At 64.0% G+C, this 15,656-nt stretch carries 15 protein-coding genes; 8 read left to right on the forward strand and 7 right to left on the reverse strand.

Annotation, left to right across the window (positions count from 1 at the left end):
- Window positions 1-123: 123 nt before the first annotated feature.
- A complete protein-coding gene (locus tag IFU00_13380; GenBank protein MBD8543271.1) occupies window positions 124-1,806 on the forward strand; it encodes an alkaline phosphatase D family protein in 1,683 nt (560 codons plus the stop codon).
- A 45-nt stretch (window positions 1,807-1,851) separates the two neighbouring features.
- Here IFU00_13380 and IFU00_13385 read toward each other — a convergent pair whose 3' ends face one another.
- From IFU00_13385 to nhaR, 5 genes are all read right to left on the reverse strand, one after another.
- A complete protein-coding gene (locus IFU00_13385; GenBank protein MBD8543272.1) occupies window positions 1,852-2,211 on the reverse strand; it encodes a hypothetical protein in 360 nt (119 codons plus the stop codon).
- A gap of 28 nt (window positions 2,212-2,239) precedes the next feature.
- Window positions 2,240-3,790, reverse strand: a complete 1,551-nt coding sequence (locus IFU00_13390; GenBank protein ID MBD8543273.1) for a response regulator — start codon at window positions 3,788-3,790, stop codon at window positions 2,240-2,242.
- Between the two features lie 6 nt (window positions 3,791-3,796).
- Complete coding sequence (locus IFU00_13395; protein ID MBD8543274.1) at window positions 3,797-4,600, reverse strand: alpha/beta hydrolase; 804 nt, start codon at window positions 4,598-4,600, stop codon at window positions 3,797-3,799.
- 86 nt (window positions 4,601-4,686) lie between these two features.
- Complete coding sequence (locus IFU00_13400; GenBank protein MBD8543275.1) at window positions 4,687-6,027, reverse strand: HlyC/CorC family transporter; 1,341 nt, start codon at window positions 6,025-6,027, stop codon at window positions 4,687-4,689.
- Window positions 6,028-6,086: 59 nt separating this feature from the next.
- Window positions 6,087-6,995: a transcriptional activator NhaR gene (gene nhaR, locus IFU00_13405; GenBank protein MBD8543276.1), complete on the reverse strand. Its 909-nt coding sequence runs from the start codon at window positions 6,993-6,995 to the stop codon at window positions 6,087-6,089.
- Between the two features lie 115 nt (window positions 6,996-7,110).
- Between nhaR and IFU00_13410 the strand changes: the two genes are divergently transcribed.
- The 4 genes from IFU00_13410 to IFU00_13425 all read left to right on the forward strand — a co-directional run bounded on the left by IFU00_13410 (window position 7,111) and on the right by IFU00_13425 (window position 10,207).
- Complete coding sequence (locus IFU00_13410) at window positions 7,111-8,157, forward strand: DUF475 domain-containing protein (GenBank protein MBD8543277.1); 1,047 nt, start codon at window positions 7,111-7,113, stop codon at window positions 8,155-8,157.
- A 118-nt stretch (window positions 8,158-8,275) separates the two neighbouring features.
- On the forward strand, window positions 8,276-8,851 hold the full coding sequence (locus IFU00_13415; protein ID MBD8543278.1) for a TerD family protein: 576 nt from the start codon (window positions 8,276-8,278) through the stop codon (window positions 8,849-8,851).
- 63 nt (window positions 8,852-8,914) lie between these two features.
- Window positions 8,915-9,610, forward strand: coding sequence for a TIGR00266 family protein (locus tag IFU00_13420; GenBank protein ID MBD8543279.1), 696 nt, complete (start codon window positions 8,915-8,917; stop codon window positions 9,608-9,610).
- Window positions 9,611-9,622: 12 nt separating this feature from the next.
- Window positions 9,623-10,207 carry a TerD family protein gene (locus IFU00_13425; protein MBD8543280.1) on the forward strand — a complete coding sequence of 195 codons (585 nt, stop codon included), beginning with the start codon at window positions 9,623-9,625 and terminating at the stop codon, window positions 10,205-10,207.
- A gap of 48 nt (window positions 10,208-10,255) precedes the next feature.
- On the opposite strand, the gene IFU00_13430 is transcribed toward IFU00_13425, so the two are convergent.
- Both IFU00_13430 and IFU00_13435 read right to left on the reverse strand, forming a co-directional pair.
- Complete coding sequence (locus tag IFU00_13430; GenBank protein MBD8543281.1) at window positions 10,256-10,546, reverse strand: hypothetical protein; 291 nt, start codon at window positions 10,544-10,546, stop codon at window positions 10,256-10,258.
- A 16-nt stretch (window positions 10,547-10,562) separates the two neighbouring features.
- Window positions 10,563-12,731, reverse strand: a complete 2,169-nt coding sequence (locus tag IFU00_13435; protein MBD8543282.1) for a TonB-dependent receptor — start codon at window positions 12,729-12,731, stop codon at window positions 10,563-10,565.
- Window positions 12,732-12,883: 152 nt separating this feature from the next.
- Between IFU00_13435 and IFU00_13440 the strand changes: the two genes are divergently transcribed.
- The 3 genes from IFU00_13440 to IFU00_13450 are packed head-to-tail and all read left to right on the forward strand — an operon-like array spanning window position 12,884 to window position 15,536.
- Window positions 12,884-13,288 carry a GntR family transcriptional regulator gene (locus IFU00_13440; GenBank protein MBD8543283.1) on the forward strand — a complete coding sequence of 135 codons (405 nt, stop codon included), beginning with the start codon at window positions 12,884-12,886 and terminating at the stop codon, window positions 13,286-13,288.
- Window positions 13,285-14,145, forward strand: a complete 861-nt coding sequence (locus tag IFU00_13445; protein MBD8543284.1) for an ABC transporter ATP-binding protein — start codon at window positions 13,285-13,287, stop codon at window positions 14,143-14,145. Before IFU00_13440 ends, IFU00_13445 begins: the two co-directional genes overlap by 4 nt.
- Window positions 14,146-14,168: 23 nt before the next feature.
- Window positions 14,169-15,536, forward strand: coding sequence for a hypothetical protein (locus IFU00_13450; GenBank protein ID MBD8543285.1), 1,368 nt, complete (start codon window positions 14,169-14,171; stop codon window positions 15,534-15,536).
- Window positions 15,537-15,656: the final 120 nt, after the last annotated feature.

Genomic DNA, 15,656 nt, shown 5'->3' on the forward strand with positions numbered 1-15,656 from the left:
GCCTGTCCGACCGGGCGTTTTTTTATGGCGGACACTTCATGCCCCGTGCATCGCCCGCGTCATCAGAGCGTCATCGGCGCTGGCTAAGATTTGCCGTCTTTCACTTTTGCCAATTGCCATCCCATGAACCAATCGCATTCGCGTCGCAATTTCATTCGCACCTTTTCCCTCGGCACTGTCGCCGTGTCCACGCTCCCGCTCGCGGCCTGCGGCGGCGACGGCGACGAGCGCGTCGTCAGCTTCTCGCATGGCGTGGCCAGCGGCGACCCGCTGGCCGATCGCGTCATCCTGTGGACGCGCATCACGGCCACCGGTGCCGACGACATCGATGTCGGCTGGGAGATCTCGGAGACGAGCGACTTTTCGCGTACGGTGGCCTCGGGCAGCCTGCGCACCGGCAGCGCCAGCGATTTCACGGTGAAGGTCGATGCGACCGGCCTGACGGCCAACCGCAGCTATTTCTACCGCTTCGGCTGCTACGGCCAGCTCTCGCCGGTGGGGCGTACCAAGACCCTCCCAACGGGCAGCGTGGCGCGCGTGCGCTTTGCCGTGTTCAGCTGCTCGAACTACCCGGCCGGCTACTTCAACGTGTATGCCGATGCCGCCAGGTTTGACGACATCGATGTCGGCCTGCACCTGGGCGACTACATCTACGAATACGCTGCCGGCGGCTACGCGTCGCAGAACGCGGGCACGCTGGGGCGCGTGTCGAAGCCGGCCACCGAGATCATCACGCTGACGGATTACCGGGTGCGCTTCCAGCAATACCGCACCGACCCGGACCTGCAGGCGGTGCACGCGCGCATGCCTTTCATCGCCGTCTGGGATGACCATGAACTGACCAATGACACCTGGAGCGGCGGTGCCGAGAACCACGACCCGGCCACGGAAGGCCTGTGGTCGGCGCGGCGCCAGATGGCGATCCAGGCCTATCACGAGTGGATGCCGATCCGCGTGCCGGACGCGACGCGCCCGGACAAGATCTACCGCTCGTTCGATTTCGGCAACCTGCTGTCGCTGCACATGCTGGATACCCGCGTGATCGGCCGCGACAAGCAACTGGCCTACGCCAGCTATGTCGGCGCTGACCGCAGCTTCAACAGCGCCGCCTTTACTGCCGACGTGACGAACCCGGCGCGTCAACTGATGGGCACGGAGCAGACTGCCTGGCTGCGCAACCAGATGAGCAAGTCGACGGCCACCTGGCAAATCCTGGGCCAGCAGGTGCTGATGGCGCGCATGCTGCTGCCGGCGCCGATGGTGCTGGGCACGACGGGCTATGCGGCGTACTTCGCGATCGCCGCCAAGGTCAAGGCCGGCGTGGCGCTGAGCGCCGCCGAACAGCAGCAGCTGGCAGCCACACCGGTGCCTTACAACCTCGATGCCTGGGATGGCTACCATGCCGCGCGCGAGACGGTGCTGAACATGGCACAGACGCTGAACAAGAACATGGTGGTGCTGGCAGGCGACACGCACAATGCCTGGGCCAGCGACCTGGCCGACCAGCAGGGGCGGGCAGTGGGTGTTGAATTCGGCGTGCCTGCCGTAACCTCGCCTGGTTTCGAAAGCTACTTCCCGACTGTCGCGCCGGCCACCGTGGCAGGCGGCATGGAGCAGCTGATCGGGCCGCTGCAATACGCGGAGACGGCATTGCGCGGCTTCGTCGTGCTGACGGTCACCCCGACCGAAACACGGGCCGAGTACCGCTACGTCGATACGATCACGTCGAAAACGTACAAGGCGGTCGTCGGCAAGACGCTGCGCATGTTGCCGGGGGTGGCAAACCGCAAGATCGTGGCTGCCTGACGAGGGCATGGAGCGAGGCGCAAGTCCTCGCTCCCCTTCATACCATCAACACATTCCCAGCTGCCAGACGAGTTTCTCACGATCCTTCTCCAGCAGCTGCACTTCGACCCCCTTGCTGGCCGAGCGCGTGATCACGACCGTCTTGTGAAAGTACGCGTACTGGATGCTGACCGTGCCCGAACTCTCGCTGCGCTTCACATCGGCCCGGTCGAGGTTGAGCTTGAGGTTCTGCAGGATCTGCGCATCGGGCCAGCCGGCCGACAGGCGCACGTGGCGCGTGCGGTCGTCGCCATTGGCTTGCGGGTAGACGCGCTCGCAAGCATGGGCGGGCGCTGGCGCCACGACGAGCGCGGATAGTGACAGCAAGCCTGCTGCAAGAAGGTTCAGGGACAAGGCGCGGGTCATGTTGTCGATGCCGGTAAGGAACAAGTGCTTACTGTAGCAGCAAGCGCAGCCGCTCGATATCGATCGGCTTGGTCAGGTGATGGTCGAACCCCGCATCGCGCGCCAGTTGCCGGTCGCGCTCCTGGCCCCAACCCGTTGCCGCAATCAGTTTGGTACCGGCGCAGGCATCCAGCCCGCGCAGGCGCCGCGCCAGCTCGTAACCATTGAAGTCGGGCAGGCCGATATCCAGTAGCGCCACTTCGGGCAAGAAGTCCGGTGCCAGCGCCAGTGCACCGGCGGCCGTGTGCGCCAGTAGCGTCGTGCAGCCGAACAGCTCGAGCATGGCCGCCATCGTCTCGGCCGCGTCGACATTGTCATCCACCACCAGCACCCGCAGCGCCGCCGGCTGGCCAGGTGCCGCCAATGCTGGTTCGGCCACCGCGCAACCCGCGATCAGCGGCAGACGCAGCGTGAACTGGCTGCCGCGGCCCGGTCCGTCGCTCTCGCCCAGGATGTCGCCACCATGCAGCTCGACGATGCCGCGCGCCAGGGCCAGGCCGATGCCCAGGCCGCCGCAGGCGCGCTCGCGCCCCGGTTCCAGCTGGGTGAACAACTGGAAGATCGTGCCCAGGGCGCCCGCCGGGATGCCGATGCCGTTGTCGCGCACGCGCAGTTCGGCGTGGCCGGCCTGGCCGGTCAGTTCAACATCGATCAGCCCGCCATCGGGTGTGTACTTGGCCGCGTTGCCCAGCAGGTTGATCACGACCTGCGCCAGGCGCGTGGCGTCGCCATCGACGGTCAGCGGCGCATCGGGCAGGGCCAGGCGCAGCGTGTGGCGCGCCGCCGTCATCATCGGCGTCATGTCGTGCACCGCGCCGCGCACCAGCGCCGCCATGTCGACCGGCGCGCGCCGCAGCTGCATGCGGTTCTGTGTGATGCGCGAGACTTCCATCAGGTCGTCCACCAGCCGCGTCAGGTGCCGCAGCTGGCGGTCGAACGCACCGATCACGCGCGCGTCTTCGTCGTTGCCGTGCTTGATCTTGAGAACGTCGAGCGCGCTGCGCATCGGTGCGAGCGGATTGCGCAGCTCGTGCGACAGCGTGGCGAGAAATTCATCCTTGCGCAGGTCGGCCGCCGACAACTGCGTGTTTACTGCCTGCAGTTGCAGGTCGCGCTGGCGTTGCACCTCGCGGGCTGCATCGGCCGCGTCCGATCTGCACAGCAGCGCGTTTTCGTAGGCATGCCTGCTACCATCGCGAAACAGGGCCCAGTGGTCGATCTCGCGATCGCCGTCGCGCTGACGTACGAGCTGGAGCAGCACTGGCAGCCGCGCGCCGCCTGGTGTCAGGAGGTCGATCTGGATGTCATGCGCCGCGCCTTCGCTCTGCAGGCGCGGCACGCAGCACGTGTAGTGGAACAGCCGGGCGCTGGCCGGCAGCAGGTCGTGCAGGCGCGTGCCGATCAGGGCTCCCTGCGGCATGCCGAGCCACGCATGCAGGCTGGCGTTGGCCGTGAGGATCATGCCGTGTGCATCCGTTGCCATCAGGCCGCAAGCAGCCTGGTCGAAGAACAGGTCGGTCACGGTGAGGGCGGCGTTCATGGACGGTCAGCGAAGCTGCTGTGTGAGGAAGGTGTCGATGGCGGCCGAGACGGCGGTCGGCGCACTCATGTGCGGACAATGGCCGACATTCGGTACCATCGCAAACGTGCTGCCGGGCAGGTTCTGGTGCAGCCATTGGCCGGCCGTGCGCGGCGCGATCAGGTCGTCGCTGCATTGCAGGATCAGCGCCGGCGTCGTGGATTTGGGCACATCAAGACGGTGGTCCGAGCGGAACGTAACGCTGGCAAAGTGATGCGCGATCTCGGGATCGTTGCGGCAAAAACTGGCCGTCAGCCCGGAAGCCAGGTGGGGCTGATTGGGCGCGCCCATGATGGTGGGTGCAAGGCTGTGCGACCAGGCGATGAAGTTCGTCTCCATCGTCTCGAGCAACTCGTCGATGTCGTCGCGCGTGAAGCCGCCGGTATAGTCGCCGTCGTTGATGTAGCAGGGCGACGGACTGACCATGATCTGGGCCGCAAAGCGCTCGGGTGCAGCGATCGTGGCCAGCAGGCCGATCGTCGCGCCGACCGAATGGCCGACAAACACCACCGGGCCGCTGGCATGGGCATCCATGATGGCGAGCAGGTCGTCGGCATGACCCTGCAGCGTCGCATGGCGCGCGCGGTCATAGGCCGAAAGGTCCGAGCCGCCGGAGCCGACGAGATCGTAGGTGAGGACGCGATACCGGTGCTGGTAGGCGGGGGCGAGGTGACGCCACATCGTCTGGTCGCAACCGAAACCATGGACAAACACCATCGTGGCGGCGCCCCGGCCGGCAAGGTGAACGTTATGGCGAAGCTGGGCGGACATTGAATGCCTCTCGTCGGTTCACGCAGATATACACAAAAAATAGCATCATTCCTGTGTAATGTCAGCAATGCCGATGTAAAAGGCGGTTAGTCGTGGTCGTCGTTCTCGCCAGCACGTGTCAGTTGCGGGATCACCTTGACCAGCAGGATGCGCGGGCCATTCATTTTCTTGACCACGACATCGAACTGCGGAAAGCCGATGCGCTGGCCTTGCTTGGGGATGTCGCCCAGTTTGGCCATCAGGAGGCCACCGACCGATTCGACATCGTCCAGCCCCATTTGTTCGTTGTCGATGTCGATGCCCAGCAGCCGTTCGAGCGAGAAGATCGGCAGGCTGGCCTTGCCGATCCAGGTGCCATCGGCCTGCTTGAGCCAATCGTTTTCGTTCATCCGGAATTCGTCGCGGATCTCGCCGACCATCGCGCCCAGCAGGTTGTCGAGCGTGACGAAGCCCACCGGGCGCTTGCCTTTTTCGCCGATCAGCGCGAAGTGGGGCGCGCCGCCGCGGAAGCGCCGGAAGATGTCCTGCGCCGGCGTGCGCGCCGAAATCGATTCGACCGGCCGCAGGAACTGGGTCAGGTCGCCGATGGGCCGGCCCGACTGCAAGGCGAAATACAGGTCTTTCAGGTGGACGATGCCGATGACTTCCTCGCCGTCCTTGTCGAAATACGGATAGCGCGAAAAGCGGTTGCGGCGCACGGTCTCCAGGTTCTGCTCGAGCGAGCGGCTGGCGTACAGGGCGCTGACTTCGTTGATCGGGCGCATCAGCTCGGACACGGCCAGCTGGCTGAAGTCGAGCGACTGGGCCAGGATATTGCGGTCGTCCTGCGTGATCTTTTCAGCCGGGTTGCTGGTGCGCAGGATCAGTTTGAGTTCGTCGAGCGAGTAGTGGTGGTCGTGCCCGCCCTTGCCGGCCAGGCCCGCCACGCGCAGCAGCGTATTGGCGCTGGCATTGAGCAGGGCGATCGCCGGGTACATGGCCCAGTAGAACGCATACAGCGGGATGGCGCACCACAGTGCCACCGATTCCGGCAGCCGGATCGCCAGCGTTTTGGGGGCCAGTTCACCGACCACGATGTGCAGGAACGAAATGACCGAGAACGCGACGATGAACGAAATGCTGTGGATCAGCTCTTCGGACGTCACGCCGACAAACGCAAAGACCGGTTCGAGCAGGCTGGCAAAGGCCGGCTCGCCGACCCAGCCCAGGCCCAGCGATGCCAGCGTGATGCCGAGCTGGCAGGCCGACAGGTAGGCGTCGAGCTTGCCGTGGACTTTCTCCAGGATGCGTCCGCGCAGGCCGGTGGTCTTGGCGATGGCGTTCACGCGGGTCTTGCGCAGCGTGACGATACTGAATTCGGCGGCGACGAACAGGCCGTTCAGCGCGACCAGAAACAGGGCGAGAACGAGGAAGAGGATATTTTCCATGCTGGAGATGTATTAACAGAAGGTAAAGCCAAGGGGCATTGTACAGCCCAAAACGGCCCTTATCCGTCTGCCAACGCGCCTTTGTGCACGGCCGACAGGATTGCCTCGACCGCCGGATGCTTGATCTTGCGTTCGTTCGAGATCGCATAAAAGTGTTCGCGCACCTCCGGCACCCGGCCGACCAGCTCGGCGCCGAGCTGGTAGTCGATGTCGGCGGCGGGCGCCGCCGGCGTGAAGAACAGCCCCAGGCCGCGCCGGCCAAAGGTATTCAATAACGCGTTGTCCTCGAACTCGCCGACCACGTCGGGCCGGATCGCATGACGCTCGAACCAGTCGTCGATCTTGCCGCGCAGGGCGTTGTTGCGGGTGGGCAGCAAGAACGGCGCGCCGTGCAGCGACGCCGGAAAGTCATCGCGGTAGTCGTGCGCCAGGGCCGGCGCGCCGACGACGAACATCTCGCTTTCGGACAGCAGGTGGCTGAACACGCGCAGCGTGGTGCCGGTGGGCACGGCGCGGTCGGTCAGCACCACGTCGAGCTTGTGCAGCGCCAGGTCGCCCAGCAGCGCCTCGTACTGGTCTTCGTGGCACACCAGGCGCACGGGTGTGGCCAGCCGGGTCGTGACCTCGAGCAGGCGGTAAGCGGTGAACTTGGGCAGCGAATCGGAAATGCCCACCGCCAGGCGGATGCGCGTGCTGTCGGAGGCGTCGAGCGCCTCCTGCATTTGCTCGCCCAGCAGAAAGATCTGGTCAGCATACGAGAGCGCCAGGCGGCCCGCTTCGGTCAGCGTCAGGCGCCGGCCCTGCTGGGTGAACAGTGCCTTGCCAAACGCCTGTTCAAGTAAGGTAAGCTGCGTACTCACTGTCTGGATGGCCAGGCCGAGGCGCTCGGCGGCGCGGGTAATGCTGCCTTCCTTGGCAACCACCCAGAAGTAATAGAGGTGACGAAAATTGGGGAGTGCGTGGCTCATGGCTTCTGTTTTTCGGAAGTAACCCTTCAATTATCTTCGCTTTTTCAATCGCTTGCCAACCTTTATACTTGTTCGTCAGCACCGTTTTTCATAAATTTATAAGAGGGGAACACCAATGAAGTACTTTACCTGGTCATTCATCGTGACCGCGGTCTGCCTTGCCCTTGCGGCATGGTGGGGATTCGAGCACGGTGGCGTGTCGGGCCTGGTCACTGCGCTGGGCGTGGCGACCATCCTGGCCGTCATGGAAGTGTCGCTGTCGTTTGATAACGCGGTGGTCAACGCGTCGGTCCTCAAGACCTGGGACGAATTCTGGATCAAGCTGTTCCTGGGCGTCGGCATCATCATCGCCGTGTTCGGTATGCGCCTGGTGTTCCCGCTGGTCATCGTGGCCGTTGCTGCTGACCTGGGCGCGATGGAAGTCTGGGACCTGGCACTGTCGGATCCAAAAGCCTTCTCGATGCACCTGACCAACCACCACGCTGAAGTGGCGGCATTCGGCGGTATGTTCCTGCTGCTGGTGTTCCTGAACTTCATGCTGGACGATGAAAAAGAAACCCATTGGCTGGGCAACTTCGAAGCAAAACTGGGTTCGCTCGGCAAGGTGTCGTCGATCGCCGTCATGATCGCCATCGCTGCGCTGCTGTTCAGCCTGACGTATGTTGATGAAGCGCAGAAGATGGTCGTTGCGATCGCCGGTATGTGGGGCATCCTGGTCTATGTTGCTGTCGATATGCTCAGCAGCCTGCTGGAAAAGAGCGAGTCGGGCGGCGGCGCCGTCGGTGACGCGGTCAAAAAAGGCGGTATCGGTGGTTTCCTGTACCTCGAAGTGCTGGATGCGTCGTTCTCGTTCGACGGTGTGATCGGCGCCTTCGCGATCACCAGCGACGTCGTGATCATCATGCTGGGCCTGGCAATCGGCGCGATGTTCGTGCGTTCGATGACCGTGTTCCTGGTGCGCAAGGGCACGCTCGATGAATACGTCTACCTGGAGCACGGCGCGCACTACGCGATCGGTATCCTGGCCGTGATCATGCTGGCCAGCATGAAGTGGCACGTGCCCGAGCTGATCACCGGCGGTGTGGGCGTGGCCTTCATCCTGGCGTCGCTGTGGAGCTCGATTCAGTACAAGAAGAAGCACGCCGCACTCGGCGGCGCGTAAGCAGCAACCGGGCCGGCGGCATGCATGCCGGCCCTGCAGTACAGAATTCGCTGCGAGTGGCAGAACACCAGCTCGCGGCGCTTGCAACCCGGTGTTCACAATTTAGGAGATTCTCATCATGGCAATCAGTCTGCAAAAAGGCGGCAACGTCAACCTGTCGAAAGAAGCACCAGGCCTGACTTCACTGAAAGTCGCACTCGGCTGGGACATTCGCGCCACCGATGGCGCAGCCTTTGACCTCGACGGCGCTGTGTTCCTGCTCAATTCGTCCGGCAAGGTCCGTTCGGATGGCGACTTCATCTTCTATAACAACCTGAAGTCGAGCGACGGTTCGATCGTCCACTCGGGCGACAACACGACCGGCGCCGGCGACGGCGACGACGAATTCGTCACCATCGACCTGACCAAGGTTCCGGCCGACGTCGACAAGGTCGTCCTGGGCGTGACCATTCACGATGCCGAAACCCGTCGCCAGAACTTCGGCATGGTCGGCAAGGCGTTCATCCGCTGCGTCAACAACGCCACCAATGCCGAAGTCGCGCGCTACGACCTGTCGGAAGACGGTTCGACCGAAGCAGCAATGATCTTCGGTGAGGTCTACCGCAACGGCGCGGACTGGAAATTCCGCGCAATCGGCCAGGGCTTTGCCGGCGGCCTGGGCCCACTCGCCCGCAACTACGGCGTCAACGTTTAATCATTCAAGCCAGGGCGCTTCTGCGGAGGCGCCCTGCGTGGAACCTCATTCTAAGGAAGCCAAATGCCAGTATTTACCGTGACCGGGGATGTCGATCCTTTCCTTCATGTGTCGATGAGGCAGGGCGAGACCATCTATTGCGAATCCGACGCGATGGTGATGATGGAATCGACCCTCGACCTCAAAGGCAAGATGAAGGGCGGGCTCGGTAGTGCGCTGATGCGCACCTTTGCCAACGGCGAGTCGTTCTTCCAGCAGCACATCGAAGCCACGCGCGGCGATGGCGACTGCCTGCTGTCGCCAACCCTGCCGGGTGCGATGCAGACGGTCGATGTCGGCCCGAACCACTACATCATCAGCGATGGCGCGTTTGTCGCGGCCACGTCGGGCGTCGACCTCAAGGTGCGCACGCAAAGCCTGGGCAATGCCATGTTCGCCAACAGTGGCGGCTTCTTCGTCACCGAGACGGGTGGCCAGGGCCAGGTGGTGGTGTCGGGTTTCGGGTCGATGTCGGTACTGGATGTCGAGCCGGGCAAGGACGCGATCATCGACAACTCGCACGTGGTGTGCTGGGACAGCACGCTGCGCTACGAGATTTCGATCACGACCGGCACCAGCGGTGGTTTCCTGGGTAACCTGATCAACAGCCAGACGAGCGGCGAGGGCATGGTCCTGCGCTTCTCGGGTCGTGGCAAGGTGTATGTATGTTCGCGCAACCGCACTGCATTCAAAGCCTGGATGCAGCAGCCAGCGAAATAACGGAGGAACACAATGTCAGTCAATCTGCAAAAAGGCCAGAAGATCTCTCTGGACAAGGAAGCCGGTGGCGGCCTGTCCCGCGTGACCATGGGTCTGGGTTGGGATGCGATCAAGTCGAAGGGTTTCTTCGGCTTCGGTGGCGGCAAGTCGGACGCCGTCGACCTGGATGCATCGGTGGTCATGTTCGACGAGTCGAACAAGCCGGTGGACGTGATCTGGTTCCGCCAGCTCAAGAGCAAGGACGGCAGCATCGTCCACACGGGCGACAATCGCACCGGCGCCGGTGATGGCGACGACGAGCAGATCACCGTCGACCTGAACGCCGTGCCGGCATCGGTCAAGGCACTGGTCTTCACGGTCAACAGCTTCACCGGGCAGACCTTTGCCACGGTCGAAAACGCCTACTGCCGCCTGATCAATGCAGCCAACCAGCAGGAAGTCGCGCGCTTCAACCTGTCGGTGACGGGTTCGCACTCGGCGCAGATCATGGCCAAGCTGTACCGCCATGGCGGCGAGTGGAAGATGCATGCGATCGGCGAGAACGGCAATGGCCGTACGTTCGACGATCTGATGCCGCAGATTTCAGTGCACCTGTAATCGGCGGGATTGTTCGACCAGAGAACCGGGGCCTCGTGCCCCGGTTTTTTATTGCTGCGGCGTGCCTTCGCAGATATAGCGGCACAGCTTTTCCGTATCGTCCTCGTGCTTTTCGATGATCGACGCTTCGCGTTCCTTGAGCTGTGCCAGCTTTTGCGGATCGGTCTCCTTGCTTTTTTCGTCGTTCAGCGTCGCCATCCTGTGCGCGAACTGTTCGTTCTTCGCCGCGGATGGACCCACTTCGGCGCAGGCGCGCATGCAGCTGCCGTACGTCCTCGGGGCCGCAGTGGCGTGCGAAGCGATGCATGCCAGTGCCAGTGCGGTGATGATCTTGTTCATGGTTTCTCCCTGTTAGTCATAGTCTGGTTTCCAGCCGAATCGCCACGCGCGCATGGTTGGACGTATCGGTCGTGCGCCGCACGATCTCGGCCGCGCCCAGATACGCGTCGATGCGTGACCGTGTGCGTGGCACGAGATTGTCGAGATTGAGCACCAGCCTGGTCTGCTTGCTGACCGTCCAGCTCGCGTTCATGCCCAGCACCCGCTTGCCCGATTCATACACGCGCTGGTTCACGCTGTCGCGTACCCAGTCGCCCGGCAGATAACTGGCGTCGATGCCCAGCTTGACCGGCACTGTCTGGAGCGTATAGCTGCCGCCCACCTTGGCGCGCCATGGCGATTGGCCTGACAAGCGGTTGTCGGGGCCGGGCAGGTCGCTTAATGTGGAGTCGGCCAGGCCCACGCTGCCATGCAGGTCCAGGCGCGCCAGATGGCTGCCGATATCCTTGCCCGACATGCGTGCCTCCAGGTCCAGCCCCCGGATCCGGGCGCTGCCCAGATTGGCCTGGCGGCCGATATAGCGTGGTGTGCTTGCCCACGGCACATCGGCCAGCGCGATCTCGTAGCCGGTCTTGTTGCTGATGTTGCGAGAGTAGGCCTCGAGGGTGATCTCGCTGTCCTTGCCGATGCCATGGCTGTACGACAGGTTCACACCCAGCGCCCGCTCGGGCTGCAGGCCGGGATCGCCGGCAGTGTCGGCGGTATCGAGCGTGTTGGCACCGCACAGCATCTGGCCGCGACACGGTGCAAACGTGTTGATCACGGGGTGCCACAGCAGTTCATCGAAAAACGGCGCGCGAAAGCTGCGCGCGACCGAAAGCCGGAGCTGGCGCTTGCGGTCAGCGCCGAGCTTGCGCGACACGTGCAGTGACGGTGCCCACATCGTGAAGCCGGGGCTGCTGCTGGCCGTGCCTTCGCGCAGCCGGTAGGCGCGCCGCTCGACCGAGCTGCCGATGTTCACGGCCCAGCTGCGATTGATGCGCCATTCATCCTGCAGGAACAGCTCGCCGCTCGTCAGGCGGGCCGTGTCGCTCTGGCCCAGGACCGCCAGGCTGTAGTCGGGCATGCCGTTGAAGAAGTCGCTGTAGGAATTGTTGGCCCGGTTGTGCGCGAACTTGGCGCCAGCCGTGATCGCATGGCCGTTCTCGAACTCGGTCGCGTAGTCCACGTGCAGGAAGGTATTTGTCGTGACTGACCTCGGGCGCGATACCAGCTCGTCCATGAGCGCCGCATTGCTGGTATCGATGCGCAGCGCGTCGCTGTCGATGTGGGCACGGTTCACGTTCAGCTTCACGTTCAGGCTGCTCTCGGGATCGATGCGCCAGTCCCAGCGCAAGGGGATCTCGAGCGACGTCATCGCACTGTCGCCATCCTGGCGCGTGAGCAGGGTGCTGCCGTCGCGCCAGAAGCGCTGTTGCCGGCTGCGTCGCGGCCCCCCGAAATAACTGGCCGCCGGACTGAATGTCAGCGCGTGCGTGCTGTCGACGTTCCAGGTGAACTCCCCGGCGGCACTGACGATGTTCGCGGCATTGCGGTTGCGCGCCTGTCCGGTGTAGGCCAGAACCGGGGCGGCAAAGGCGTTCTCGCGGGTCGCGATGTAGTCCATCCGGCTGGACACCGGCTTGTGTACGGCCGACAGGCGCACGCTGTACACGAGCGGCTTGCCCTCGATTGGGCCGCCAGTCGACCAGGCCACATCGGCGCCAGGAAGCCCGGCCGTCGTTGACAGGCCGGCATTGACCTGCGCCAGAGGGGTCTTCTGCGCCTTGCGGCGGATGATATTGATCGTGCCGGCGATGCCGATCGGGCCGGTCGCGGCGGTACTCGATTTGATGATCTCGATGCGCTCGACATGCACCAGGTCGAGCGTGAACGTGTCGCCCTGGGGCGGCATGCCGTCCACCAGCACCTGCGTGTAGCCGGGCAGGCCGAGCAAACCGATGCGTCCATCCTTGCCGACGCTGACCGATGGCTCGCGGTTGAGCAGCTCGCCGACATTCTGCAGGCCGCTCCCGGCGATGCGCGCCTTGCCGATGATGACCTTGCCGGCAACAAAATCACGACTTGCCTCGACGTCGCCCTGGACGCCGTTGACGACGACTTGCTGGGGCGCGGCGGTAACCGGTGGTTCGGCCCTGGCCAGGGCCGTCAGGCAGACAGCAAAACAAGTGAGTGCAAAACGCATCCGGTGACATTCGTGTGACAACCGAAGAAGCTTAGCAGCCCAGTCACGCCGAATTATCAAACAATGTCACGATTGCAAAAATCTCGAAGCACCGCATTGACAAGGTCCATGAACGCGTCTACTGTATCAACCAACTAATACACTAATACGCAATGACCACTTCACTGTTTTCGATCATCCCCGGCTCTTCCGATCCGATCTACCGGCAACTGGTCGATCAGGTGCGGCGCCTGGTTGCCGGTGGCCAGCTGGCGCCCGGCGCGGCGTTGCCCTCGGTGCGTGACGTGGCCCAGCAGTTGACGGTCAATCCGATGACGGTCTCCAAGGCGTATGGCCTGCTCGAACTCGAAGGCGTGCTCGATCGCCGGCGCGGTGTCGGCATGGTCGTGGCCGATCGCGCAGCCGGTGCCGGCGCTGGCGCTGCTGTCGCTGCCGCCGATCGCGCCGCGCTGCTGCGGCCCACGCTGGAACGCGCCGCGCGTGAAGCGCGCGAACTCGAACTCGATCCAGCCACCGTGCTCGCCCTTTTCACACTCATCCTCAAGGAATCACCGTGACACCATCCCCGATCCAGATGTGCGGCGTGGCCAAGCATTTCGGCAGCAAGGCCATTCTCGATAACCTCGACTGGGAAGTACGGCCCGGCCAGGTGGTCGGCCTGCTCGGGCGCAATGGCGCCGGCAAGTCGACGTTGATGGAATGCCTGCTGGGCCTGCGCGAGACCGATGGCGGCAGCGTCCTGCTGTTCGGCGAACCGCTGCATGCGTTGACGGACGCGACGCGCGCCCGTATCGGCTACGTGCCGCAGAAATCGGATCTGTTCGAGTGGATGACGGCGCTGCAGATGCTGGATTACTTCAAGGCCATGTACCCGCGCTGGAACGACGCGAAGGTCGCGTCGCTGCTCGAACGCTGGGGCTTCGATGGCCTCATGCGCAACAAGCCGATTCGCAGGCTCTCGGGCGGCGAGCAGCAGCGCCTGTCGATCATCCGCGCACTGGCGCATGATCCCGACCTACTGGTGCTCGACGAGCCCGCATCGGCGCTCGACCCGGCGGGCCGGCGCAGCTTCTTGTCCGAACTGGTCGATGGCGTGATCGAGCAGGGCACCACGGTAGTGTTCTCGACCCATATCCTGACCGATCTCGAGCGGGTGGCGCCCGATGTGGCGTTTCTCAAGAATGGTCGCATCGCGCTGCAGGGCGAACTCGACACCCTGCTCGATGGCGCACGCCGTGTGATCGGCCCGGCCAGCATGCTGGGCGCTGCCTTGCCGGGCGAGCTGCGCCGCAGCCAGGCGGGCGACGGGTCCGTCTGCGTCATCGTGCAGGGTGGGGCGCCGCTGGCCGACACGCCAGGCGTGCGCGTCGAGCCGCTCGGTCTGGAAGACCTGTTCATCGAGGTCACGCGGTGAGCGCGCGTCTGCGACAGTACCGCATGCTGTGGCAAGCCGCGCATGCGCACATCCATCCCCGTGCGCAAACGGTTTTATGGTCAGCCATCGTCATCCTGACCGTGGCCGTGGCGGCGCTCATGGGGACGGTGTATGGCGTACTGGCCGGGCTCGGCTGGGCCTTGTGCACCCCGGCGGGTCTGCTGCTGTTTGACTGGACCTTGGCCTTTGTTCCAGGCGCGCTCGGCGTGAACACGCCCGCCAATGCCCAGCTGGTGCCGGCCATGCGTGCTCGTCTGGTCGAACTGGTGCTACTGGTCTGGTTGGCCGCAGTCGGCCTGCTGGCCGCAGGGCTGCAGTTGATCCCGGAGGCGCCGTACCTGCTGCTGCCATTTGCCATGGCCGGCACACTGGGCGCGGTGATGCTGGTTGCCGGTATCGGCGCTGGTGTGGTCCTGGTGCTGCCATTCTTCTTTTCATTCCTGAGCGACGAATGGCAGGGATGGCTGCACGACGCTGCCTTGCAACCCGGCGTCGTGCCACTGCTGGTAGCGGCCATGATCCTGCTCGCCGCCCGGGTGGTGTGGGCCCTGTTTCCTCGTGGCGGCGAGCGCCATTGGGCCATGCGCGAGCATCTGGCCCTCTTGTCAGGCGGCAATGGCAGCAGCGCCTTGTGGGAGGGCACGCGCCGGTACTCGGTGCGCCGTTTCCTTGAGCAACATGGGACAGGGCTGCGTACGCCGGGTGCGCTGGTGCTGCGTGCACTTGGCCCGAACCTGTTCTACCTGATGGCGTCGACAACCCTGGGTGTGGCATTCGCCTTCGCTGCCATCACCTGGCATTTGCGCGGCACGCCAATCGCTCACGAGACTGTGCCCACGATGCTGATGATCGGCGGCGCCATGCTGTGCTTTCTGTTTCCTGCTGCTGCCGTGCCATTTTTGCTGGCGCGCACCCGCGGTGAGCAGGCACTGGTACGGCTGGCGCCGGTGTCGCCCATCGATCCGGCCCGCTTCAACGCGCTGCTGGCCCGGGCCATGCTGCGTCAGGGTCTGGCGATCTGGGCCTGGTGCTCGGCGGTTTCCCTGTTGCTGGCCCTTGCCAGCGGCGCGGGCGGGATCGAACTGGTGTGGCAGGCGTGCCTGTGCTGCGTTACCTTGCCGGCACTGGCACTCATGCTGCGCGATCATGCGCGTGCGCCGCGCTGGGGGATGGTGTTCTACGGACTGGCAGCGTTGGGGCTCAGTTTTATCAGCCCGATCGTGGCCGTATTCGGCGCCAGGTGGCTGGGTTGGCCAGTCTGGTCCATCGCAACGCCCATTGCGCTTGTCCTGACCGCCATGCTCGTACAGCGGCGCTGGGAGCGGATGTGTGGCGCATCGATGGCATTTCCGGTCGGTCGCCTCGACTGACAATCGGGCATGCAGCGATTCGGCGTGGCCTTCTCGCCAAGCTTGCCAACAAGATTGATCAGCAGACCACCCTTTGTTGCCCAGTGACAACTGCTCATTGGTATATTGAACGCCAGACTC

The sequence above is a fragment of the Oxalobacteraceae sp. CFBP 8761 genome (genome assembly GCA_014841595.1).
Classification (GTDB): domain Bacteria; phylum Pseudomonadota; class Gammaproteobacteria; order Burkholderiales; family Burkholderiaceae_D; genus Telluria.